This window comes from Pontibacter liquoris, from assembly GCF_022758235.1.
GTDB classification, from domain to species: Bacteria; Bacteroidota; Bacteroidia; order Cytophagales; family Hymenobacteraceae; genus Pontibacter; species Pontibacter liquoris.
This window is the reverse complement of record NZ_JALEBG010000001.1, coordinates 1696303-1720299: the sequence shown is the minus strand read 5'-3', so window position 1 is coordinate 1720299 and position 23997 is coordinate 1696303. Positions and strand designations below refer to the sequence as shown.

Sequence of the window (23997 nt, the reverse complement as noted above, 5' to 3'; positions counted from 1 at the left end):
TTTCCTCAGTATACATAAAACTCTGAAACATGGATACAAAAACAACAGAAGGTGTAAAAGTGACGGTTACCACCAACTACCTGCCGGATTATTCCAGTCCGGTGCAGCAGCACTTTGTTTTTGCCTATAAGATAAAGATAGAGAATAACAGCGAATTTACCGTGAAGCTCCTGCGCCGGCACTGGTATATCCACGATTCGACCGGCGTGGTGCGCGAAGTGGAAGGCGAAGGCGTTGTGGGGCAGCAGCCTACATTGGAGCCCGGGGAGTCGCATGAATACGTCTCGGGATGCAACCTGAAGACCGGAATGGGTAAAATGCGCGGCACGTACCTGATGGAACGCCTGGTAGACGGCAAACAGTTCAATGCCACCATTCCGGAGTTTACCCTGGTTGTGCCGTACAAGCTCAACTAAAGATTTGCAGTTTTATACTTTAAATGCAGCAGTAAAGCTACTTGGGGTTTATAAGTATAATTAACAGGATTTGAAGGCATTCAATGGTGCAAGCGTCTGCTTGACCCAGGCTGTTTACGATATTTGTTTTCAGGTAGAATTCAACTGTAGGTATAGGCACAAGCGGACGTTTGCGCCAGAAAGGGCCAATTGAGCCGATTGAATTTTGTCTGAAAAGCTAAGCAACTACGGTAACAGCAACAAACGATCCAGCCATACTTCGCGGTATCTATCATTTTTGTCATACATCCCTCCTACTAGCCAGTGTATTTCCTGACCATAGCTGCTGATTACGTGCGTTATCGCCTGCGGGCTTTTAAGCTGCATGGCGTCCACTCCCCTTTTATTTTCGGGCTTTATAATCATGTACTTCGCCATGATGGGCATTTCGGGGCTTATGACCGCGTAGAAAAGCTTCGCCAGGAGTTGCTGCACGACACCCGCAACCTACAGGTAACTGATTTCGGAGCCGGTCCGAAGCGGGGGCAAAAGCACCTACGTAAGGTAAGCCACATCGCCCGCACCTCTGCCAAGCCCGCCAAGTATGGCCAGTTGCTGTTCCGCCTGGTAAACCATTTCCAGCCGCACATTATTTTTGACCTGGGCACTTCCCTGGGCATTACGACTGCCTACCTGGCCGAAGCCCGAAAGCAGGCACAGGTATATACGTTTGAAGGGTGCCCCGCAATTGGTGGCGTGGCAACGGAGAACTTCCGGAACCTTGGATTGCAGCATATACGCCTGATAGAAGGCAACCTGAACGATACGCTGCCACAACAACTGCAGCAATTAAGCCAGCTGGATTTTGTGTTCTTTGATGGCAACCACCGTTACGAGCCGACCATGCGCTATTTTAACGCCTGCCTGGGCAAGCGCCACGAAAACAGCGTTTTTGTGGTAGATGATATTTACTGGTCGGCGGAAATGAAGCGGGCCTGGCAGGAGATAAAAGCCCATCCACAGGTATGCCAGACCGTAGACCTGTTTGCTGTCGGGCTGGTCTTTTTCCGCAGCACGCAACCCAAAGAGCATTTTACACTGGCCTTCTGATCAGGCGTTGTCTGTAATCACAGGTGCTTCCCAACCATCGTATTCGCCATTGTGGTGGCGGGCCAGGCGCAGCAGCGCACTGGTTACTTCGTTGATCGTCTCTTCGTCGGCTTTATCAGGCCGGGTAACCACCAGTTTGTAGGTATAAACCTCCTCTTCCGGCTCCTCTACCACGGCATCCAACGTATACCCCTGTTCTTCCAACGACTTTCCTGCGGTTTGCCGTTCAGCGGTTGTCTGAAAGTATAAATAATGCGTGATGGGGCGCGGCACATACGCTTGATCGCCCTGCTCCTCCAGTTCTTGCAGCACGCGTGTATTCTGGATGCGCTGCATACTTTCCTCATCGGGGTAGAGGTAATTGAAGTATACTTCCCAATCGGCATCTTCGGTGGCCTGCGACACGATGAGGTAATCCGGGAATTTCTTCTTGATCTCCTCTACGCAGTTATCCAGGGCCAGCGTCTGCTCGCCGTAGAAGTATAAGCCACGCTTGCCGCTGTGCAGCGTCTTTCCTACAAACAGTGCTTCGAGCTGCTCCTCCAGCAGCTGCACCACGGCATCCTCAATCTTTTCGAGCATGCCCCATTCAGCTGCCTCAGGGAACCCGCTCTCATCGGCCGTGCGCAGGGCTACGGCTACTTCCATCAAGTTCGGCTTCGAGGCAATGGGCGCCATCTCGGCAAGGCCCAGGTCTGTACTCACAAAGGCGGGCTGCTCTTCTATATGGCAAAAGTATACTTCCCAGGCAGGGCTATAATCGTTGGCGCTCATATTACTGCTTACGCATGAAAACAAAAAGTGCACCGCAGCAAAAGGCATGCGGTGCACTTTATTTTATAAATTTATACTTAGCTGACAGCCTGACGGATGCGGATCAGCTTTTGCAGCAAGGCTTCCAGTTGGTCCAGCGGCAGCATGTTGGCCCCATCCGACTTGGCTATACTTGGTTGCGGGTGGGTTTCGATGAACAAGCCATCGGCTCCTACGGCTATTGCGGCTTTGGCAATGGTTTCAATCAGAGCGGGTTTGCCCCCGGTTACGCCGGAACTTTGGTTGGGTTGCTGCAACGAGTGCGTCACGTCCATCACCACCGGCACGTTATGCGACTGCATCTCGGGCAGGTTCCGGAAATCCACCACCAGGTCGGAATATCCGAAGCTGTTGCCCCGGTCGGTCAGAATAACCTTATTGTTGCCGGACTCCATCACCTTGTCCACGGCAAAGCGCATAGCCTGTCCCGACAGGAACTGGCCTTTTTTGATGTTCACCACTTTGCCTGTCTCCGCGGCGGCAATCAGCAGGTCGGTTTGGCGACATAGGAAAGCCGGGATCTGGAGCACATCCACGTATTCGGCGGCCATGGCTGCTTCGGATGTTTCGTGAATATCGGTTACGGTGGGCACATCAAATTCGCGGCTCACTTTCTGCAAAATACGCAGCGCTTTTTCATCGCCGATGCCGGTAAAGGAATCTAGGCGCGAGCGGTTCGCTTTCCGGTACGAGCCTTTAAATATCCATGGAATCTGAAGCTTGTCGGTTATTTCTTTCAGACGTCCGGCAATCTCCATGGCCATGTCTTCGCCTTCAATAGCACAGGGCCCGGCCATCAGAAAGAAATTGCCCGAATTGGTATAAGCCAGCTTTGGTATCTCAAACATATCTATTTATACTTTAAGTATTGCCTTCCGGCCTTGCAAAGGTAGGTATCTAATGGGAATTACGAATTATGAATTTCGGATTAAGCATGCGGGATCTTGTCGGCAATAGCCGTTTTTACCTGCAGCAGGATGAAGAGCTCCTTGCCCTGCCGCGGTGCTATGGAATTATAAGCAGTCTCGAAATGCAGGAAGTCGAAGTAAGGTGCAAAGTAGGTGCGGTACTCGTTTCTGTTGCCGCCGAATGGGGGGCCATCCTTCTCAAAAACAGTATCAAACAGCAGCCCCATGAGTTTGCCGGCGGGTGCCAGCAACCCCGCGCACTTTTTTGCGTAATTCGCTCGTAGTTCAGGCGGGAGGGCGCAGAAGAAGGTTTGCTCCACGATCAGATCATACGGGCCGGACAAACTGAAGAAGTCCTGCAGCAGCAGGTGCGCTTTGGGGAAGTCCGGAACGCGGGACGCAAAGTGCTGTAGCGGCGCTTCCGCAACATCGGCCAGAAATACATTTTTAAAACCCTTTGCATGCAGGTACTCCGCTTCGTACGCACGGCCACACCCCGGAATAAGGATGCGCAGGTCCTTATCAGGCAACTGGTCAAAATAATTTTTGAGCGGCGGCGTTATAGTTCCGGCATCCCAGCCCGTCTGTTCTGCCAGGTAGCGTTCCTGCCAATAAGCGGCGTTAAAATCTTGGTTCATCGGTTTATGATTATAAATCAAATGTCTTATATTTGATTCTGCACCTCATTACTTATACTGCAATTTATACTTATTAACCATTTTCACCTTAAAATCACCTAAACAAAAACCCTATGCCAGCGAATACTCCTGAGAATCGTAGCAACCGCAAACTGTTGATCGGAGGCCTATTGGTTGTCCTGATCAGCATCAACGGGATCCTGATTTACATGAATTACCAGAAAAAGGAGAAAACCGAGGAGCAGGCCGAAGTGATTCGGGTAAAGAACAGCGAACTGGAAAACCAGATCAAAGTATATGAAGCCCTGAAAGCTGATTTTGAGCGCCAGAGCCAGGAACTGCAGGCCATGGGCCTGGAAAACGACTCGCTTGAAAGCAAGATCTCTGCTATTACAGCGGACCTGAGCGAACTGCGCGGTTTCAGAACCAAAAGCTACAGCTTGACAGACCAGCGCCGCTTCCGCGACAAGGCCAAAGCGTTTGAACAGCAGCTTAAGCAGAAAGACGAGCAGATCGCCAAGCTTAAAGAAGACAACGAGGTGCTCGCTACGGAAAACACTACCCTGCAAAACACTAAAACTCAACTGGCCGACAGCCTGACCACGTTTAAGACATCGAATAAGGAATTATCCGAAAAAGTGAAAGTTGCCTCCCGACTCGAAGCTCAGAACCTGAGCGTCAATATCATCAACAAGCGCGGTAAGGAAAAGGACGACAACGACAATGAGTTTAAAGCAAAGCGCGTTGAAAAGATCCGTGTGGCTTTTAAACTGGCCAAAAATGATGTGGCTGCCAAAGAACCCAAAACCGTTTACATGCGCCTGATCGAGCCTGACGGTGCGGCCCTCTACAACCTTTCAACGGGCTCCGGCTCTTTCCAGATGGATGGCGAAAACATGTACTACACGGCCAAGCGTGATTTTGTTTATGACAATACCCAACAGCAGTTAAGCTTTGTGTACGCAAAAAATGCCGAATACAAGAAAGGGCAGCACACAGTAGAATTGTATGCCGATGGCTTCTTGATCGGAAAAACCAGCTTTATACTTAAATAGCCTCTAAGCTGAACGATTATACTTTAAAGCCCCTGCCTCCAAGCAGGGGCTTTTTTGGTTTTATAGGTGCTGCGTTGAAGCAGCCGGAGTAGTTTCTTATGACTTCAAATTTAGATGAGGCTTATACTTCCTATAGGTGTTTCATCGCCCAAGTATAAACACCTCCTTCACTCCTTTCGAAAGCATAGGGTCGTTACATTCTACCTCATTGTCATCCTGAAAGGATCTTGTGAGCAGTCCGCAAAAGCTTAATCTACCTTCTACCAATATTCTTAACAGAATGACAGTGTTTTATGTGCTTATCTTATTAGAGCTTAACTACCCTTCCTTCTAAGGTGAACTTTGGGCTGATGGAAAAGCAGCAGAATGCGTGCTTAGTTAAGGCTTAACCTCCCTTCCATCAAAATCCTTACAGGATGACATATAAGCGGATTCAAAGTCCTATCTCCAAAAAGGAGCTTTACCGATTGTTATTTTATTATCCTCCAAAATTGCCCAAAGCAAAACGCCTTGCCTGCTTGCTTACCGCGGAATTCAGAAGCAGCGGCTCTAGTTTATACTTGCATGAAAACCATAAAAAAAGCCCCTATCCTGCGGAAGGGGCTTTAGTCCATCGTTCACATGTAATAGTTTTAATAGTTTTGGCCTAGCGCCGAATTTAGTCAACAAGTACTTTTCTGTCCTGAATCACTTTAAAGCTTTCGATCATCTTCACTGCTTCGCTGATGTCTTCGGTAAAAATGGCGATAAAAGAACCAGGTATGGCATGCTCTAGGGCATAGGCAATGGCCCGCATCTCCTCGGGTATGAGGCGCACTGGCTTGCCCGGCGCACTGACCTGAATGCCTAGGGTAAGTAGTTCCACCACCTCTTCGGCTGACCTGCCGCGCAGATCGGCATCTACCCGCACAATCACTTCATCAAACAACTCGCCGGCCAGCTGGCCCAGCTCAATAATATCTTCACGTCTGCGGTCTCCTACCCCTGCCACAATACCTACTTTTTTAGTAGCTTCCTGGGCGGTGAGGAAATCTCCGATGGCACGCAGGCCACCTACATTATGAGCATAGTCCAGCAGCACATCAAAGTCGGGGAACTTGAACAGGTTCATGCGGCCCGGCGTTTTGCTAGGAGATGGCAGGAAAGTGCGCAGCGCTGTTTTGATATCCTCGATATCAAAATGAGAGATGTATCCGGCCAGCACAGCAGCCAGGCAGTTCTCAATATTGAATTTCGCTTTGCCGCCAAACGTTAGCGGCACATCCCCCACCCGGTCGATGCGGATTTTGTAGCTGTTCTTGAAGACGGAGATATAACCATTCTCGCACACGGCAGCCAGCCCTCCTTTGGCAATGTGCTTTAATATGCGCGGGTTGTTTTCGTCCATACTAAAGTAGGCCACTTTGCAGCTCACCTCGTCTGCCATGGCATAGACCAAGTCATCGTCGGCGTTAAGTATAGCATAGCCATCCGCGCTCACGCTTTTCGGGATCACCGCTTTCACCTGCGCCAGTTCCTCCAGGGTATGAATATCGCGCAGCCCCAGGTGGTCGGAGCTTACGTTGGTCACGATACCGATATCGCAGTGCTGAAAACCGAGTCCGGAGCGCAACAGCCCACCACGAGCACATTCCAGCACCGCAAAGTTCACTGTCGGATCTTTTAACACAAACTCGGCACTATAAGAACCTGTCGTATCACCTTTCACCAGGAGCTTGTCCTGGATGTAGATGCCATCGGTAGTAGTGTAGCCTACCTGATAGCCTTTATGCTTTACCATATGGGCGATCAGGCGCGTGGTGGTGGTTTTGCCATTGGTGCCTGTTACCGCAATTATGGGAATGCGTGCAGGTACGCCCTGCGGGAACATCATGTCCACGACAGGCTCGGCCACGTTACGGGCAAGGCCATAGGTGGGCGAAATATGCATCCGGAAGCCAGGCGCAGCATTTACCTCCAGCACGGCTCCGCGTGTTTCGTTCAGTGGAATGGCAATATCAGTTGTCATCACGTCAATGCCGCAAATGTCGAGCCCGATAAGGCCAGCAATGCGCTCGGCCATCAGGATATTATAGGGGTCCACCAGGTCCGTTACGTCGGTGGCGGTACCACCCGTGCTGATGTTGGCGGTGCTTTTCAGGTAGAGTATATGGCCTGCCGGCAGCACTGATTTTGAAGTCAGATTCTGGCTTTTTAGAATGTTTTGGGTATGCTTATCCAGGGTGATTTTTGTAAGTACCTTCTCGTGGCCGATGCCGCGGCGGGGATCCTTGTTTTCACGGTCGATGAGCTGTTTGATGGTAGAAAAGCCGTCGCCTGTTACCATGGCCGGTGTGCGCTTGGCAGCAGCTACAAATTTGCCCTGGATAACCAGTAACCGAAAGTCGTAGCCTTCTATAAACTGCTCTACCATGACGCCTGCTGAAAACTTACGGGCTTCTGTAAAACCACGCTGCGCCTCTTTTAGGTTGGTGATGTTGATCGTAGCACCCTTGCCATGGTTGCCATCCAGCGGTTTTACCACAAGCGGGAAGCCCAGCCAGCTGACTGCCTGCTTCAGTTCCTCCTGCGAGTAGACGGTGGTTCCTTTGGGCACCGGAATGCCGGCTTCTTCCAGTATGTCTTTCGTAGCTTTTTTATCACCGGCAATCTCTACAGCAAAACAGGCTGTTTTACAGGTCATGGTCGCCTGAATGCGCTTCTGGTGCACGCCATACCCTAGCTGGATAAGCGAATGGCGGTTCAGACGAATATATGGTATGCCTCTGCTAATGGCTTCGGAAACGATAGCATACGTGCTGGGGCCGAAATACTCATCCTCGCGGATTTCATGCAGGCGCGAAATATCATCGCTCAGCTTATACTTCTCTCCTTTAATGAGTGCCTTTGTGATGCGCACGGCGGCGTAGGCGGCATAATCGCCGGCCCGTTCCTCCTGGTAAGAGAATACGACGAACATGGTGCCCTGCTCCCGGGCCGGATGGCAACGCCCATAGCCGCACTCCATACCTGCCATGGTTTGCAGTTCCAGGGCCACATGCTGCACCACATGGCCAAAGGTAGTGCCTTCCTCCACGGTCTTAAAAAAGCCGCCTTCTACGCCGGCTGCCGAACGATGGTGCTGCAACCCGGGAAATAGCTGGCGCAGTCTGCTGGAAAAATTTGGTACCTGATCGGTGAGCGTATCAGTAAGCTCTTCCAGTCCGAGCTTGATCACGATGAGCTTAGGGTGCTTTACTGACCAATAGTTTGGTCCGCGCATGACGCGCAAATCTAGGATATTCATTTTTTGGTTACGCTGGGTAAGCTATTCGTTGATTATCTCAGGTTCTTTCGGTTGCGTATAGCCGGCGCTGGGTTTATACTCCGCTAAAGCAGCCAGTTGATCATACATATTCCATAGATCAAAGCGCAGTACGTGCATTGGGATATAGCTGTTGCAAAATTGCACCATTTTATCCAGGTGCGGCTTCTACCTGACTAATGGTACAGTACGGAAAAGGCACCTAAAAGATTGCCTGCTGCGGCAAATAGCCAGGCTGCCCAGGCAAGTATACCGGAAAGGTTTTGGAGAATTAAACGCGTGAGAAATCAAGCCGTACGGCAAGAACCGGAAGGACAAAAAAAATCCCTGCAAGTATACTTGCAGGGATGTGGAGGTAACGAGCGGATTCGAACCGCTGTAGCAGCTTTTGCAGAGCTGAGCCTAGCCACTCGGCCACGTTACCGTGATTGGGAGTGCAAATATACATACAGAAGTATGTTTGTCAAACTATAAACCCATGTTTTTTCAAATCAACCAAATAAAGTATGTTACGGATTTATCGGAAACAACTATAAAATTCAGCTATCTATAACGGTGTCAGGAGCTTTATACTCCTGCCCTTGTCTAAAGGGATAGCAAAAAAAATGTGCAGATCAGGCTTGCGCCATCTCAGCCAGCTTCGTTATAGTATTCCAGTTACGGGTAGTTGCTTTTAGCTTTAGCTTATTTTCAATCAGGTTGTTGTTCAGTTTTGCATTGCCATAGCCATTGGTTGCGAACAGGTATAAATGCTTGCCAGCAATACGGAATTCCTCCGGGCAATTCACTTTCTGCAGGTTCTCTATACTTATCGGCGCGGGTTCTTCAGACAGAAAAGAAACATACAGCAGCTTTATATCCTCTTCCCTCCCATTCAGGTAAGGGTTCGTTTCTAAAATAACTTTCAACTCTGAGGCAGTGGTTATCCTGACGTGTATATCAAACCCGAAACGCTCAAGTATAGTTTGCTCAACCAGACCAGCTACCAACTGCGGGTTTGTGCTCTCGTGTTCAAATACTACATTGCCACTCTGGATGTAGGTTTTCACCTTCTGAAAGCCAGCCTCTTCCAAACAAATTTTCAGGTCAGTCATTTTGATCTGCTTCTGCCCACTCACATTGATTCCGCGCAAAAGCGCTATGTATATTTCCATAGTTGAATTTCTATTGGGTAAACATCTCCCTAACGTTTGAAGACACGTTGGATGTAGTTAGAATATCTATTAACTAATATACTATTTTTATAGGTTAACTGCTAAGGTATAAAAACAAAAAAGCCTCGGATTGCTCCGGGGCTTTTTACTATGTAACAAGCTTATACTAAGCGTTGTTCTCTTCTTCAGCAGATTCGTCCTCGTTGTCCGTGTCCTGCGTCTTTTTAGCCGCAGCAGCCTCCAACTTCTTCACACCAGCCTCTTTCTCGTTAGAAAGCATTTGCTCCTTCAGGGCAGAAAGGGCATCCAGGTCTCCAAGTGTGGAGCGGTCTGCTTCTTTCTGAACTTTTGGTGCTCTTGCGTCTTTCTTCTCTGCGCTGGCAGTACCACCTGCTGCAGGGGCAGCAGCTTTCTTCGTAGCACGGGCCGTTCTGGCAGTGTCTACATCAGAATAAGTAGCTGTGTGCGAAAGAATGATCTTACGGTCTTCTTTAGAGAATTCAGTTACTTTGAAGTCTAAGCTTTCGCCAACTTCTACCTGAGAACCGTCTTCTTTGGCTAAGCTTTTCGGGAAAGCGAAACCTTCGATGCCGTAAGGCAATTCTAACACAGCGCCTCTGTCAGATTTCTCCAGTACAGTAGCTTTGTGAACAGAACCGATGTTGAATACGGATTCAAACGTATCCCAAGGGTTTTCTTCCAGTTGCTTGTGGCCCAGGGCAAGTCTGCGGTTCGGAACATCCAGTTCCAGCACTACTACGTCCAGGTTATCACCAACTTTCACAAACTCAGATGGGTGCTTGATCTTCTTGGTCCAGCTCAGGTCCGATACGTGTACCAGTCCGTCTACACCTTCTTCCAGTTCCAGGAACAGGCCGAAGTTGGTGAGGTTACGCACGATGCCTGTGTGCTTGGTGCCTACGCCATACTTGGTCAGCACATCTTCTTTTGTCCACGGATCTTCGGTCAGCTGCTTAATGCCCAGAGACATTTTGCGCTCTTCGCGGTCCAGTGTCAGCACTACTGCTTCTACCTCGTCGCCTTGCTTAATGAAGTCCTGCGGATTACGCAGATGCTGTGACCAGCTCATTTCAGAAACGTGGATCAGACCTTCTACGCCTGGCATCAGTTCCAGGAACGCACCATAGTCTGCTACGTTTACAATTTTACCTTTCACACGTGAGCCAACCTCGATCTCAGCAGGCAGTGCATCCCATGGATGAGGAGTAAGCTGCTTCATGCCAAGAGAAATACGCTTCTTGTCATCATCGAAGTCAAGCACTACTACGTTCACCTTCTGGTCGAGCTGCAATACTTCTTCCGGGTGGTTGATACGGCCCCATGAAATATCTGTGATGTGAAGCAGACCGTCTACGCCACCAAGGTCGATGAACACACCGAAGTTTGTCATGTTCTTGATAACGCCTTCCAGAACCTGACCTTTTTCAAGGTTGTTCAGGATAGCGGCACGCTGCTGCTCCAGGTCTTTCTCGATCAGTACTTTGTGAGAAACAACCACGTTGTCGAAAGCGGCGTTGATTTTCACAACTTTCACTTCCATTTTCTTGCCTACGAACACATCGAAGTCACGGATCGGCTTCACGTCGATCTGCGAACCTGGCAAGAACGCTTCAACACCGTAGAGGTCCATGATCAGACCACCTTTGGTTCTTCTCTTCACTACACCCTCCAGAACGTTGTCGTTCTCAAGTGCGTCGTAAATTTTAGCCCAGGCGCTAACGATTTTGGCTTTCTTGCGGGACAAGATCAGCTGGCCGTTCGGGTCTTCCTGGTCTTCAATAAACACTTCTACCTCGTCGCCTACTTTCAGCTCAGGAAGATCTCTGAATTCTGAAACAGGTACCAGGCCATCAGATTTGAAACCGATGTTCAGGATCACGTCACGATCAGTGATGCCAACCACAGTTCCTTTCACAACCTCCTGCTCCTGTACGGTAGTCAGGGTGTCGTCATACATTTTTTCCATTTCGGCTTTCTCAGCTTTGCTATAGCCGCCGCCAAAACCTTGAGACTCAAATCTGTCCCAATCGAAATTTTCTGGAGAATTACTCATAAAATTATACTGCTCTTGCATAGCCACCAGCCCAGAGCAATCGGCTGATTTGGTTTGGTTTTACAATTCCTGCCGCAAAGCAGGGCCATTCACTCGAATGAAGGGCAAAAGTAACTAATCCAGGATAAAAAAACCAATAAAATTCAATCTTTTAAGAGAGGGATTCGCCACGCGCAGCGAAGCATATGTAGCTGATAGTTAGCCGCAAAGCGCCTGCTGCTAACCTAAGCACCAGCAGATAGTGGAAAAGCAGCTAACCGGCCGCAGGAAGGGTTGGCTGTGCGCTGCCCTATACCCGTGCTGCCTGCGTATACTTTCCGCCAGCCCTAGACTTGCTTTTGAGTAGCTAGTTGCTGCTTTCAACTTGCCTAGTTTATAGCCAGACCGTCGCGCTACAGCAGGGTAGTTCAGCTCTACTTTTTGTCATCCTGAAAGGATATTTTGGGCAAGCCGCAAAGGCTTAATCTTTGGGGAGAGGGGCCTCTTTTTCTATCAGGATATTTAATAGAATGACAGTGTTTTACGAGCTTATCTTTTCAGACCTAACAATCCTAAGGTGCGTAACAAGAGGAGTCGCTACAGACCAAAAGTGAAATATACAAGTATAAATGCCTGGTAAAACCTTCGGATTGCCCTTAGCCCAAAACAACATCTTTATACTTATACCTTAAGTATATCTATATCATTACTTATAGTTGATTACAAACACCTTACGAGTATGTAACTAACTTTTTTAGCAACCACAAAATGCAACTATTTATCTAATCCGAGGTAGATTCGCCAGTCGTTATTCTGGGATGTGAGGTGCAGTTGGAGGAAGGATTGCAGCGAAGGACGGCCGGGTTTATGGAGAAGTTTGAGGCCGGCTTCTTCCGGGGTGCGATCGCCTTTGCGGGCATTGCAGCGGGAGCAGGCCGTCACCAGGTTCTGCCAGTTGGTCGCTCCGCCGCGGGAGCGGGGCATCATATGGTCGAGGGTGAGATTACGGTTTGCGCCGCAGTACTGACAACTATAGTTGTCGCGGCGCATGACGTTATGCCGGCTCAGGGCAATGCCATAGTAGGGCACCCGCACATAGCGTTGCAGGCGGATAACCGACGGCACGGGAAAAACACAGCTCACCGAGTGTAAAAAGGAGCCGTTGGCTTTCGTTACCATCTCTGCTTTGTCAAGGTATACCAGCAGAAAGGCCTTCTGCACGGTGCATACCGCTATGGCACTGAAGTCCTGGTTGAGGATGAGAACTTTATCTTTCATGGGGCTGCTCGCGCATTTTACGCATTAGTTGTACGGTATACAACAAACTGTTACTGCGTAAGTTGGGAGAAAAAACAGCCGTAGCGCTAAAAAATACGCTTGATTAGGCGAAGGTTATGAGTGTAGCGCTGAAAGTCGTTGTTATAGATGCCCTGGTGGTCGAGTGTGTCGATGCGCACCTCACCATGCGCATGCATGATCTGCTGCCCTTCCAGCATCAGCCCCACATGTGTGATACGGCCTTCCGTGTTGGCAAAATAAGCCAAATCGCCGGGTTGCGTCTGGGTTACAAAATGCACCTCTTGCCCGTGTTCTACCTGCTGCCAGGCATCGCGTGGCAACTGGTAACCAAACAGGCCATATACCTGCTGCACTAAGCCCGAACAGTCAATTCCAAACACCGACTTGCCGCCCCATAAGTATGGCGCTTTCAGGAAATTATGCGCTACTTCTACAACCTTTTCTGCAACTATTCCAGAAGCCGGATTAAATGCCAATCCCTGGTAGGAAAACACCTCCTCACCTACCCGGCCTTGTGTCCCATCGAAGAACGGCAGGTAGGCTCCAAGCGCAACCGGAATGCGTACTTCACCCTTATGTACGAATTGCATAAGATCGGCAACACGGGGATGCGCGGCCGCTTTCCACGCCTGGTAATAGGCCTCGCTTACGGGGTTGTGCTGTTTCCAGTCTATCCAGCCGCGGTAGCCATCAGAGGCCAGTTCAATGCAAACCCAATTATCCTGACGGCTTACCACCTGGTAGCACTCCCCGAAAAGCATCTGGGTCACAATCTCAGCCCGATCTGAAGTTTCGGCGCGCATGGGCACCAGGCTCAGTAACGATATTCCGTATTCCACTATTTAGAATTTTGAATGATTAATTTTTGAATGAGTGAATATCTGATGTTGGCTAAAAAGGTAAGTAAACAAGGGATTAATTTTTAAAATTATTAACTCATTCACTCCATCACTCATTCAATATTATACTTAATACCCGCTTCGGTCCATCTCGCGTTTCACGTCCTTTTCCTTGATGTCCTGGCGTTTGTCGTAGAGCTTTTTGCCGCGGGCAAGGGCGATCTCTATTTTGGCAAAACCCCGGTCGTTTATAAAAACGCGGGTTGGGATGATGGTTACCCCCTGCTCTTCGGATTTATTCTCCAGTTTGCGGAGTTCATTCTTGTTGAGCAGCAGCTTGCGGGTGCGCAGGGGCTCGTGGTTGTAGTGCGTTCCTTCGGTGTAAGTGGCAATATGCAGGTTGTGCAGCCACAGCTCGCCATTCTGAAACAAACAATAGCCGTCCTGCATGTTCACCTTTCCCTCCCGGATGGACTTTATTTCCGTGCCTTTTAACAGGACACCAGCTGTATACTTGTCCAGGAACTGGTATTCGAAGGAAGCCTTGCGGTTTACGATGTTTACAAACTTCTGTATTCGGTCTTTCGCTTTCGCCATTTATACTTGCTTTGGAGCCAACACTTTGGCTAGTTTTTCTTTTTTCAAAATCTTCTGCCCCGTTTCCCCTTCAGCCACCAGACGGTCGCCTACAGTGGCGGTAAAGCTGCAGAGCACCTCATGCCCGTTATACTTCTGCAGAGTGGCTACAATGGTTATACTTTCGCCTTCAAAGGCCGGCGCCTTATGCCTGACAGACAATCTGGTACCTACCCCTTCTTCATCTTTTGCTTTCATATCCAGCACGAACAAACGACCGGCATACTCCGCTGCCTGCGCCAGTGAAAAGGTAGAACAAACAGCATGCACCAGGCCATCTTCGAACCGGGCAAAGTCTGCAGCAGTTACGTGCTTAACATACGTACGGGTGTCGCCGGGTTTTATTGGCATTGTGCGTTTATCGTTGTTCTTTGCTTGCATGTTGCGCTGCAAGCCAGATCATAAATCCGGAAGAGAAAAGCTTGTTAAAATAACCCCTTATACTTACAAGCTATACTTTCTAACTCTCTAACTCTCTAACTTTCCAACTCCCTCAAATTTTCATTCGCGGTTCGGGGCTCACATATTGCGAGGCAAAGTCTCCTTTCAAATACTGGTAGTGCGCGGCCATTGCAATCATAGCGGCATTGTCAGTGCAATACTCAAAAGCCGGGATATACACCTGCCAGTTATACTTGGGTGCATATGCCTGCAGCGCCTTTCGCAATCCTGAATTGGCCGACACTCCTCCTGCAATGGCCACATCCCGGACATTCAGATCCAGGGAGGCCTGCACCAGTTTCTTCAGCAGGGTTTTGATAAGCGTCTGCTGCACACTAGCGCAAATATCGGCGAGGTTCTCCTGCACAAAGGCCGGGTTTTCTTTCGTTTGTCTTTGCAGGAAGTATAAAACGGCTGTTTTGATACCGCTGAAAGAGAAATTGTAGTCGGGCATATTGCCCACTGGAAATTCGAAGGCATCGGGGTTGCCCTGCGCGGCCATCTTATCCAGCATCGGTCCGCCCGGGTATGGGAGTCCGAGCATTTTAGCTGTTTTATCAAAGGCCTCTCCTACAGCATCGTCTGTCGTCTGGCCAATGACCTCCATGGCGAGGTGGTCTTTTACCAGCACAATCTGGGTATGGCCACCGCTAACGGTCAAGCAAAGGAACGGGAAAGCAGGCCTGGGTTCCTCGATAAAATGGGCCAGAATATGCGCCTGCATGTGGTTTACCTCGATAAGCGGAATGTCAAGCCCCAGGGCAAAAGACTTAGCAAACGAGCAGCCTACCAGCAGGGCACCCAGCAGGCCAGGACCGCGCGTAAAAGCCACGGCATTTAGCTCTTTTTTTGCTACATTTGCCTTACGCAACGCCTCCGAAACCACCGGTATGATATTTTGCTGATGCGCCCGGGAGGCCAGCTCTGGTACCACGCCGCCATACTGTTCATGCACGGCCTGGGTGGCTATGATATTCGACAATACCTTTCCGCCGCGGATCACGGCAGCAGAGGTCTCGTCGCAGGAAGATTCTATCGCTAAAATTATAGGTTCGGTCATCTTTTGGAACAAGAACAGTCAGTAAATTATTTCAAAGTTATAGGAAAAGCGCTACTAAAAATAGTTTTGGGGCTCTTCCTATTGCTTTTACTGCTGTTTGCCACCGTTTTTGTGGCAATTCGGCTCCCCGCGGTGCAGACCAAAGTCTCGCAGGAGGCGGCAGCCTACCTTTCCAAAAAGCTGCAGCACCAGGTAACCATTGGGCGGGTGGACGTTGAATTCTTCAGCAAGGTGGTGTTGGAAAAAGTAAAAGTGCTGGACCGCCGCAGCAAGGAACTCTTCTACGTAGGCCGGGCCGAAGCCGATATCAGCGCCTTTACCATCCTGCACCCCAACAAACTAAGTATAGCCACGCTGGAGCTGCAACAGCCCCGCGCCAACCTAGTAAAGTATGCCGGCACCGATTCGCTAAACCTGAACACCTTCCTGCGCGCCCTGAGTAAACTGATGGTAAAGGATACCACCAAGGCCTCGCAGCCTTTCCAATTCACGATTGGCCAGGTGATCCTGCAGGACGGGCATTTTGCTTTTGACGATTTCAATAAGCCCCGTGCTGCGTATGGCATGGACTACTTCCACATGAACTTCGACCATATCTCTGGACGGTTTAATGAGTTTGTGCTGGAAGATACGCTCAAAGTAACGGTAACCGACCTGCGCACCGTGGAGACCCGCTCTAACACGCGCCTGCATAAACTGGATACCCGAATGACGTACGCGTCCACTTTTTGGGAATGGGATGCCCTGGACCTGCAACTGAACAAAAGCAATCTGCAGCATTTTGTCCGTTTCGACTATAACCGGTTCGGTAACTTTACTGCGTTTATGGACAGTGTGACCCTGACGGCAAACCTGCACGACTCCAAAGTATACTCCAAAGACATCGCCACTTTTGCTCCCCAATTAAAGGGGTATGATGAAAATCTGCTTGTAAATTCCGGTGAGTTCAAGGGCAAGGTAAAAGATTTTACGGCCCGGAACGTGGATGTGGAATACGGGCAGCACACCCATATTGTGGGCAACATCAACGCCGATGGTCTGCCAAACTTTAAAGAGACCTTTGCCAACCTGCGGCTCAAATCCTCTACCATCAATGCAACCGACATCAAACAGTTTTTGCCGAAAGAGGCTTACCAGATGGCGGCAAGGCTGGGCACCGTAAAACTGGAAGGGCGTTTTCTGGGTTTCTACAACGACTTTGTAGCCAACGGCAGTTTTGCCACAGCGCTGGGGGAACTACAATCGGACATTAACCTGAAAATAGACGATAATACCCGCCGGTCGTCCTACAACGGTTACCTGAAAACAACCAACTTTAACCTGGGCAAGCTGCTGAACACCGATCAGATCAGGACCATCACGATGAGCGGGCGCGTGGCCGGCTCCGGCTTTACCCTGCCTGATGCCAACCTGACTGTAAATGCAACCATCAACCAGGTGCAACTGCTGGACTATAATTACAGGAATATCGTGGCAAACGGCCGTTTCCAAAACCAGGAGTTTACAGGCAAGGTGTCGGTCCGGGACCCTAACCTGATGTTCACGGCCGATGGCACGGTGAGGCTGGCGAATGGCAAACAAGCCTTTAACATGGTAGCCGACATGAACCGCATTGACCTGCAGGCGCTGCACCTCAGCACCAAGCCCCTGGTTATACAGGCAAAAGCCGATCTGAACTTTGAAGGGCTACAGCTGGATAAGTTTGTAGGCACCGCCCGCTTCGACAGTGCTTCCGTTTTATATGATAAGACCCCCCTGGCGATTGATTCGGTGGTGATCGATTCGGAGATCAGCGGCGGACAGCGCAGCCTGCAACTTAGCTCCGATTTGCTGGCCATGAAAGTGGCCGGCAACTTTAATTACTCCACGCTGATCCAGGACCTGCAGAACCTGGTGAAAGAATACCAGCTGAATTTTGAAAGCAACGATGCGGCTACCAAAGCCTATTATGCCCGCAAGTCGGATGCGCATAAGGACTATGCCTTAACGTATGCTGTTTACCTCAAACATGTCAATCCGGTGCTGCAGCTGTTTATGCCAGGCCTGGCCATATCTGATTTCTCGAAGGTAGAAGGCTCCTTCCGACACGACAATACGGTTATTTTGGATGCGTATGCCACATTGGACACCATCCAGTACCAGGATTATACCTTATACGGCAGCAAACTGGAGCTTAACACGTCCAAACTGCAGAACGAGCCCGATGTGCTGGCTTCAGCCCTTTTTACTTCCACCAAGCAAACAATACCGGCCGCAGGCGAAACGCAGGACTTTTACATGGAAGGTATCTGGAGCGAGCGCACCATCAACTTTGCCACCAGCCTGAAGCAAGCGAACCAGAGCAACCGCGCGACCATTACGGGTGCGCTCAACTTTTTGGCAAACCAGGTACAGGTAGTGTTCGATAAGTCTAACATCACCTTGCGGGAAAACCCGTGGGTGTTTAACCCCGGCAACACACTTTATATAAGTGATTACGGGCGCAGGCTGGTCTTCGAAAACTTTTTGCTCTCCAACCAGAACCAAACCATCAGCGCCAATGGCACCATCTCCGATTCGCCGGACAGCAAACTGACGGTGAAAGTGGGCAACTTTGACCTGCGCAACCTTAACCCGCTTATCTCGATGAAAGTTGCCGGCCGGATGACAGCTGAAGTGGTGGCACAGGATATTTACAAACGCGGCCTGCTGGATGGCGCCATGCGCGTCGACTCATTCCGGATGGATGATATTTACATTGGCGACATCAATGGCAATACCAACTGGAGCAACACCCAGAACCAGGCCGTGGTGGATGTGGGTATTGTGCGGAATGGTAAAAAGGTGCTCTCGGTTTCGGGTAACTACAACCCCAAAGCACAGGAAGACCAGTTAGACCTGCTGGCCGTGATGGACAATGCCAACCTGAAATTGGTGGAGCCGGTGCTTAAACCCATCATGTCGAACCTGGACGGAAGTATGGAAGGGCGGATCCGGATATTGGGCCGCCTGGATTACCCTGTGCTGAAGGGCTCGGTGAATGTGACTGATGGCCGCTTTACGTTTGATTACCTGAACACCACCTATAAATTTACTGACCGCATCTACTTTGGGCCTAACAGCATCAGCTTCCGGAATGCTCAGCTGCAGGATCTGTATGGCAACAAAGCCACTGTGTCAGGCGGTATTGCCCACGATGGTTTCAAGAACATGGTGATCGATCTGGAAGCCCGCTACCGTAATTTTATGGTGCTGAACACAACCAGCGAGCAGAATGAGCTTTTCTACGGCACCGCCTTTGCCACCGGCACTGCTAGCGTGCTTGGTCCCGTAGAGAACCTGCGTGTGGATGTGGATGCCCGCAGCAACGAAAACACCCGCATTGTGCTGCCCCTGGATAACCAGACGGAAGTAGCGCGCAAAGACTTTATCAAATTTGTGAGCCACAATGAAACCGACAGCACCGGCGCCGCTACGGCCTTGGTGCAGGACAAGGTAGACCTGTCTGGGATCAACCTGAACTTTAACCTGGATGTGACCGACGACGCCTACTTTGAGATCATCATCGACCGCACAACCGGGGATGTGATCCGCGGGTCGGGCAACGGCGATATCCGCATGACGATCGATACACGTGGAGACTTTAATATGTATGGCACCTTCGAAATTACACAAGGCGCTTACAACCTGAACCTGCTGGAAGGGCTTTTAACACGGGAATTTAAAGTGAGCCCGGGCGGCACCATCACCTGGAACGGAGATCCGCTCAACGGTGTGATGGATATTACCGCCACTTATACGCAAATGGCGTCGCTGAGCGGGCTTTTGCCAAATGATGAATCGAATGATTTGCAGGGGCGCTACCCCATCACGGCTGTAATCGACCTCAACGGGCAGCTGCTTACCCCACAAATTACGCTGGGCATGAACTTCGATCAGATGCCACAAAATGTGCAGACCACGCTTTCAGGACTTATCAATTCAATTAAAAATGATGAGAGCGAACTGAACCGGCAGGTTTTCAGCTTACTGGTGCTGCAACGGCTCTCGCCACAGGGCACCTTTGCTGCCGATGGCGCCGGTGCAGGTGCTGTGGGGGGCAGTTTGGGTAGTTTGCTTTCCAGCCAGCTGGGCAACTTCCTCAACAGCATCGACAACAACCTGGAAATAGACATTGGCCTGGGAGCACTGGATCAGAACGCGCTTTCGGCTTTGCAGGTCAGGCTCAGCTATACTTTCCTGCAGGGCAGGCTGCGGGTAACCAGCGAAGCCGGCCTGGGATCCAATACCGATTATAGCGGTACACGCCGCAGCGGCTACCAGGGCGACTGGTCGGTGGAATATTACCTAGCCAAAAGCGGTGAGCTGCGCCTGCGGATGGAATACAACACTTTTCCGGAACGCCTGGGCACGACCAGCTCCACCACCAGCCAAAGTATAAGTGTGCTGCATACCAAGCGCTTCGATAGTTTCCGGGAGATCTTTACCCGCACCAGGCCCCGCAGAACCGAACAGCCTGAGCAGATCATATTGGACTCAGACCCGCGCCTCGAGCTCTAGAAAGCCCCGCCCTTTAAGGCAGGGCTTTTTTCTTTCCTGCTTCAGTGGGGCCACATTATTAAATAATATTTCTATTTTTGTGAGCAAGCATTTATTATGGCAAACCAACGTAAATCGATCAGGAAGAAAAAGCTCGGCAGTTATCCGCATACGATGGTGGTGTTTAGCATCACGGTAGCGCTTTTTGTTATCGGCGTTTTCGGGCTGCTGCTGATCCATGCTAACAAGCTATCTGATAAGGTAAAGGAAAGCATCGAAATGCAGGTATACCTGGACCGCAACCTGACGGAGGTGCAGCTGGTGCGCCTGCAGAAAACCTTTGCTTCTAAGGAATATGTGGCCTATAATAACGATACGGCCCAGGTCCGCTTTATCTCCAAAGGCGATGCGGCCAAGGCCCTGCTGAGCGAAACCAATGAGGATTTTCTGACGCTGTTAGGCGATAACCCGCTGCGGGATGCCTATGTACTGCGTATTGATGCAGATCATGCCGGCACCCCGGAGCTCAAAAGCATTAAGCTGGATTTGCAGGATGTAAATGGGGTATATGAAGTGCAGTATGTCGAAAGCCTCATCCAGTCCATCAACAGCAACCTGCAGAAAGTAAGCATCATCCTACTTGGCTTTGCCATTATACTTGTCCTGGTGGTCATCATCCTCATCAACAATACCGTAAAACTAGCCCTTTATTCGCAGCGCTTCCTGATCCGGAGCATGCAGCTGGTGGGTGCCACCTCCTATTTTATCCAGCGCCCTTTTCTGAACCGGGCCGCCTGGCAGGGAGTGATGAGCGGTATTATTGCCTCTGTAATGCTATTTGCCCTGATGCAGTATGCTTACCACGAGGTAACAGAACTGCAAATGTTGCGCAACGACGAGCAGACCTATATTTTGATGGCGGCACTGATCCTGATCGGCAGCATTATCGGGTTCCTGAGCTCTTACCGTTCCGTACGCAAATACCTGCGTATGTCACTTGACGAATTATACTAACCATGGAAGAAAGAAAGAAACTAGCCTTTGGCCGAAAGAATTATGTCCTGATGCTGGCCGGCATTGTTGTGCTGGCGATCGGCTTTATTATCATGACGCTGGATAAAGAGCAGTATGGCCTGGGTTTCCTGGGCATTACGCTGGGTCCGATTGTGGTGCTGGCTGGCTTTATCATTGAGTTCTTTGCCATTTTAGTGAAAGATAAAACAAACGAATAGATGGAGGTTTGGCAGGCTATTGTTTTAGCCATAGTAGAGGGGTTGACGGAATTCTTACCTGTATCTTCTACAGGACATATGATTATCTTCTCGAGCCTGATGGGCATCAACGAGCTCCCGATCACAAAGATATTTGAAGTAAACATCCAGTTTGGCGCTATCCTGTCGGTTGTGGTGCTTTACTGGCGCCGCTTTTTGCAGGGCTTCACCTTTTATAAAAAACTGCTGCTGGCCTTTATTCCGGCGGCCGTTATTGGCTTTGCCCTGAGCGATGTGATCGATGCCATGCTCGAAAGTGTGGTGGTGGTGGCCATGATGCTGGTAGTTGGCGGCGTGGTGCTACTTTATGTAGACAAATGGTTCCGCAACGCGACCGAAGACCATATCAGCTATAGAACTGCCTTCCTCATCGGTCTAGCACAATGTGTGGCCATGATTCCGGGCGTGTCCCGGTCTGCTGCCTCCATTATTGGAGGAATGTCGCTGGGCATTAACCGGAAAGCGGCGGCTGAATTTTCCTTTTTCCTGGCTGTGCCTACCATGCTGGCTGCGGCGAGCTACAAGCTGGTTACCGACCTGCTGAAACTGGAAGTATCGGACCTGCTAAAGTTTGACCTGGTAAAAATTCAGAACAGCTTTGAAGTGATCCATCCAAACGATTTGAAGCTGCTGCTCATCGGCAACTTTGTCGCCTTTATCGTGGCCATGCTGGCCATCCGTTTCTTTATCAGCGTACTGACCAAGTATGGCTTTAAGCTGTTTGGGTATTACCGGATTGCGCTGGGTGTAGCCCTACTGGCCCTGCTGGCAATGGGCATTGACTTAAAAGTATAAAATGGCTTATAATTTCGAAACAGGCGAAATACTGCTGATCAACAAGCCCCTGAACTGGACCTCGTTCGACGTGGTAAAGAAGGTGCGCAACATTATCCGGGTAAAGAAAGTGGGCCATGCCGGCACGCTAGACCCATTGGCCTCGGGCCTGCTTATACTTTGCACCGGCAAGTATACCAAGCGCATTGATGAGATACAGGGACAGGAAAAGGAATATACCGGCACCATTGTACTGGGCCAGATCACGCCCTCTTACGACCGTGAAACGGCGGTGACCGAAACCAGGGACATCACCCATCTCTCGCCTGCCGACATCGAAGCTGCCGCCAATAACTTTGTTGGCACTATCGAGCAGGTGCCCCCTCTTTATTCTGCCGTTATGGTAGATGGCAAGCGCGCCTATGACCTGGCGCGAAAAGGCAAATCAGCTGAGCTGAAGCCCCGCACCATTACCATCAGCGCCTTTGATATTACAGCCATCACAGGCGAGGTGGTTAGCTTCCGGGTAGTCTGCACCAAGGGCACTTACATCCGCAGCCTGGCCAATGATTTAGGAGAGAAATTGGGATGTGGTGCTTTTCTGGGCTCCCTGGAGCGCACTCGCATCGGCGATTTCCGTTTGGAAGATGCTTTGACCATTGAAGACATTCAGGAAATACGTAAAAAGCAGTTAGAAGAGGTAAATGGAAGTAATCCGTGATCTAGCCGACTTCCCGCGCCTGGCGCATGCTGTGGTGACCAGCGGCACTTTTGATGGGCTGCACATTGGCCACCGAAAAATACTGCGCCGTGTAATAGAGCGTGCCCGGCAAACGAATGGACAAAGCGTGGTGATCACGTTCTGGCCGCACCCGCGCCTGGTGCTCTTCCCCGATGACAACGACCTGAAATTACTCTCCACCATCGAGGAGCGTATCGCGCAATTGCGGGAATTTGGCATCGATTATCTGCTCATCATCCCCTTCACCAAAGAATTTTCCCGCACCAGCTCCCGCAGCTTTATCACCGACATACTGGTTAAAGCCATCAATACTAAAGTGCTCATCATTGGTTACGACCATCGTTTTGGTAAAAACCGGGAAGGCAGTTTTGAGAACCTGAAAGCCAAGTCGCAACAGTATGGGTTCGAGGTAGAGGAAATTCCCCGCCAGGACATAGACGATGTGGCTGTCAGCTCAACTAAAATCCGGAAAGCCATCGAAAGCGGTGACATGGAAACGGCAACCCGTTACCTGGGCCGTCCTTATACTTTAACTGCTACGGTGGTTAAAGGAAACCAGCTTGGCCGCACCATCGGCTATCCAACAGCCAACCTGCAGGTGCCCGAAGCTCATAAACTGATACCTGCACAGGGCGTATATGCTGTTTGGGTGATGCTGGCCGACGACTGCTTTGTAGGTATGATGAACATTGGCATGCGCCCTACCGTAAACGGCAAACAATTGACACTGGAAGTTCATATCCTGGACTTTGACAGAGACATTTACGACCGGCAACTTACCGTAGCGTTTGTTAAACAACTGCGCAAAGAGCAGAAGTTTGACGGGCTGGAAGAACTGAAAGCACAACTGGCCAAAGACAAAGAAGCAACCCGGAAGGTCCTCAAATAAGAGCAGTTTATACTTCTGGGGCCGCCCTGCGCCCCTTGCTATACCTTGTGGGTTTTTGCTTACAAGCATTGGCTTCTTAATTTTCCGGTGCTTAAAAG

General features: G+C 50.1%; 20 protein-coding genes and 1 tRNA gene. 9 read left to right on the top strand and 12 right to left on the bottom strand.

The genetic code is table 11. The annotated features are described in order from the left end of the window. Positions 1 to 29: 29 nt before the first annotated feature. Positions 30 to 416 (top strand): Co2+/Mg2+ efflux facilitator ApaG/CorD, encoded by a 387-nt coding sequence (gene apaG / locus LWL52_RS07060; RefSeq protein WP_242918290.1) that lies wholly within the window; start codon positions 30 to 32, stop codon positions 414 to 416. Between the two features lie 333 nt (positions 417 to 749). Next, a complete protein-coding gene (locus tag LWL52_RS07055; RefSeq protein ID WP_242918288.1) occupies positions 750 to 1505 on the top strand; it encodes an O-methyltransferase in 756 nt (251 codons plus the stop codon). Here the strand turns inward: LWL52_RS07055 and LWL52_RS07050 are convergent, their stop codons facing one another. The 3 genes from LWL52_RS07050 to LWL52_RS07040 all read right to left on the bottom strand — a co-directional run bounded on the left by LWL52_RS07050 (position 1506) and on the right by LWL52_RS07040 (position 3864). Beyond that, complete coding sequence (locus tag LWL52_RS07050; RefSeq protein WP_242918285.1) at positions 1506 to 2279, bottom strand: DUF695 domain-containing protein; 774 nt, start codon at positions 2277 to 2279, stop codon at positions 1506 to 1508. Positions 2280 to 2356: 77 nt separating this feature from the next. Next, a complete protein-coding gene (kdsA, locus tag LWL52_RS07045) occupies positions 2357 to 3166 on the bottom strand; it encodes a 3-deoxy-8-phosphooctulonate synthase (RefSeq protein ID WP_242918283.1) in 810 nt (269 codons plus the stop codon). A gap of 80 nt (positions 3167 to 3246) precedes the next feature. After that, on the bottom strand, positions 3247 to 3864 hold the full coding sequence (locus LWL52_RS07040) for a class I SAM-dependent methyltransferase (RefSeq protein ID WP_242918281.1): 618 nt from the start codon (positions 3862 to 3864) through the stop codon (positions 3247 to 3249). A gap of 113 nt (positions 3865 to 3977) precedes the next feature. On the opposite strand from LWL52_RS07040, the gene LWL52_RS07035 reads away from it, so the two are divergent. After that, positions 3978 to 4919 carry a DUF8428 domain-containing protein gene (locus LWL52_RS07035; protein ID WP_242918279.1) on the top strand — a complete coding sequence of 314 codons (942 nt, stop codon included), beginning with the start codon at positions 3978 to 3980 and terminating at the stop codon, positions 4917 to 4919. Positions 4920 to 5577: 658 nt separating this feature from the next. On the opposite strand, the gene cphA is transcribed toward LWL52_RS07035, so the two are convergent. The 9 genes from cphA to tsaD form a co-directional block, all read right to left on the bottom strand. After that, a complete protein-coding gene (gene cphA, locus LWL52_RS07030; RefSeq protein WP_242918277.1) occupies positions 5578 to 8205 on the bottom strand; it encodes a cyanophycin synthetase in 2628 nt (875 codons plus the stop codon). A 368-nt stretch (positions 8206 to 8573) separates the two neighbouring features. Next, positions 8574 to 8647: transfer RNA gene (locus tag LWL52_RS07025), tRNA-Cys, on the bottom strand. A gap of 190 nt (positions 8648 to 8837) precedes the next feature. Beyond that, positions 8838 to 9377, bottom strand: a complete 540-nt coding sequence (locus LWL52_RS07020; protein ID WP_242918275.1) for a DUF1697 domain-containing protein — start codon at positions 9375 to 9377, stop codon at positions 8838 to 8840. Between the two features lie 166 nt (positions 9378 to 9543). Next, a complete protein-coding gene (gene rpsA, locus LWL52_RS07015) occupies positions 9544 to 11451 on the bottom strand; it encodes a 30S ribosomal protein S1 (protein ID WP_242918273.1) in 1908 nt (635 codons plus the stop codon). 753 nt (positions 11452 to 12204) lie between these two features. Further along, positions 12205 to 12708, bottom strand: coding sequence for an HNH endonuclease (locus LWL52_RS07010; RefSeq protein ID WP_242918271.1), 504 nt, complete (start codon positions 12706 to 12708; stop codon positions 12205 to 12207). An 86-nt stretch (positions 12709 to 12794) separates the two neighbouring features. After that, positions 12795 to 13568, bottom strand: a complete 774-nt coding sequence (locus tag LWL52_RS07005; protein ID WP_242918269.1) for a C40 family peptidase — start codon at positions 13566 to 13568, stop codon at positions 12795 to 12797. Between the two features lie 129 nt (positions 13569 to 13697). Then, complete coding sequence (gene smpB, locus LWL52_RS07000; RefSeq protein WP_242918266.1) at positions 13698 to 14165, bottom strand: SsrA-binding protein SmpB; 468 nt, start codon at positions 14163 to 14165, stop codon at positions 13698 to 13700. Next, positions 14166 to 14555: a thioesterase family protein gene (locus LWL52_RS06995; RefSeq protein ID WP_242918264.1), complete on the bottom strand. Its 390-nt coding sequence runs from the start codon at positions 14553 to 14555 to the stop codon at positions 14166 to 14168. Between the two features lie 142 nt (positions 14556 to 14697). Further along, positions 14698 to 15705, bottom strand: a complete 1008-nt coding sequence (gene tsaD / locus LWL52_RS06990; protein WP_242918262.1) for a tRNA (adenosine(37)-N6)-threonylcarbamoyltransferase complex transferase subunit TsaD — start codon at positions 15703 to 15705, stop codon at positions 14698 to 14700. A gap of 3 nt (positions 15706 to 15708) precedes the next feature. Here tsaD and LWL52_RS20645 point away from each other — a divergent pair, with 3 nt between their 5' ends. The 6 genes from LWL52_RS20645 (at position 15709) to LWL52_RS06960 (ending at position 23899) form a co-directional block, all read left to right on the top strand. Beyond that, the gene (locus LWL52_RS20645; protein ID WP_437179341.1) at positions 15709 to 20244 is read left to right on the top strand and encodes a translocation/assembly module TamB domain-containing protein; all 4536 of its coding nucleotides are present in this window, start codon (positions 15709 to 15711) and stop codon (positions 20242 to 20244) included. A 96-nt stretch (positions 20245 to 20340) separates the two neighbouring features. Next, entirely contained in the window at positions 20341 to 21237 is an 897-nt protein-coding gene (locus tag LWL52_RS06980; protein WP_242918258.1) for a cell division protein FtsX, read from the top strand. A gap of 2 nt (positions 21238 to 21239) precedes the next feature. Continuing rightward, positions 21240 to 21455, top strand: a complete 216-nt coding sequence (locus LWL52_RS06975; RefSeq protein WP_242918256.1) for a DUF3098 domain-containing protein — start codon at positions 21240 to 21242, stop codon at positions 21453 to 21455. Further along, positions 21456 to 22289, top strand: a complete 834-nt coding sequence (locus LWL52_RS06970) for an undecaprenyl-diphosphate phosphatase (protein WP_242918254.1) — start codon at positions 21456 to 21458, stop codon at positions 22287 to 22289. Position 22290: 1 nt separating this feature from the next. Next, positions 22291 to 22989, top strand: coding sequence for a tRNA pseudouridine(55) synthase TruB (gene truB, locus LWL52_RS06965; protein ID WP_242918252.1), 699 nt, complete (start codon positions 22291 to 22293; stop codon positions 22987 to 22989). Continuing rightward, on the top strand, positions 22973 to 23899 hold the full coding sequence (locus LWL52_RS06960; protein ID WP_242918251.1) for a bifunctional riboflavin kinase/FAD synthetase: 927 nt from the start codon (positions 22973 to 22975) through the stop codon (positions 23897 to 23899). Before truB ends, LWL52_RS06960 begins: the two co-directional genes overlap by 17 nt. Positions 23900 to 23997: the final 98 nt, after the last annotated feature.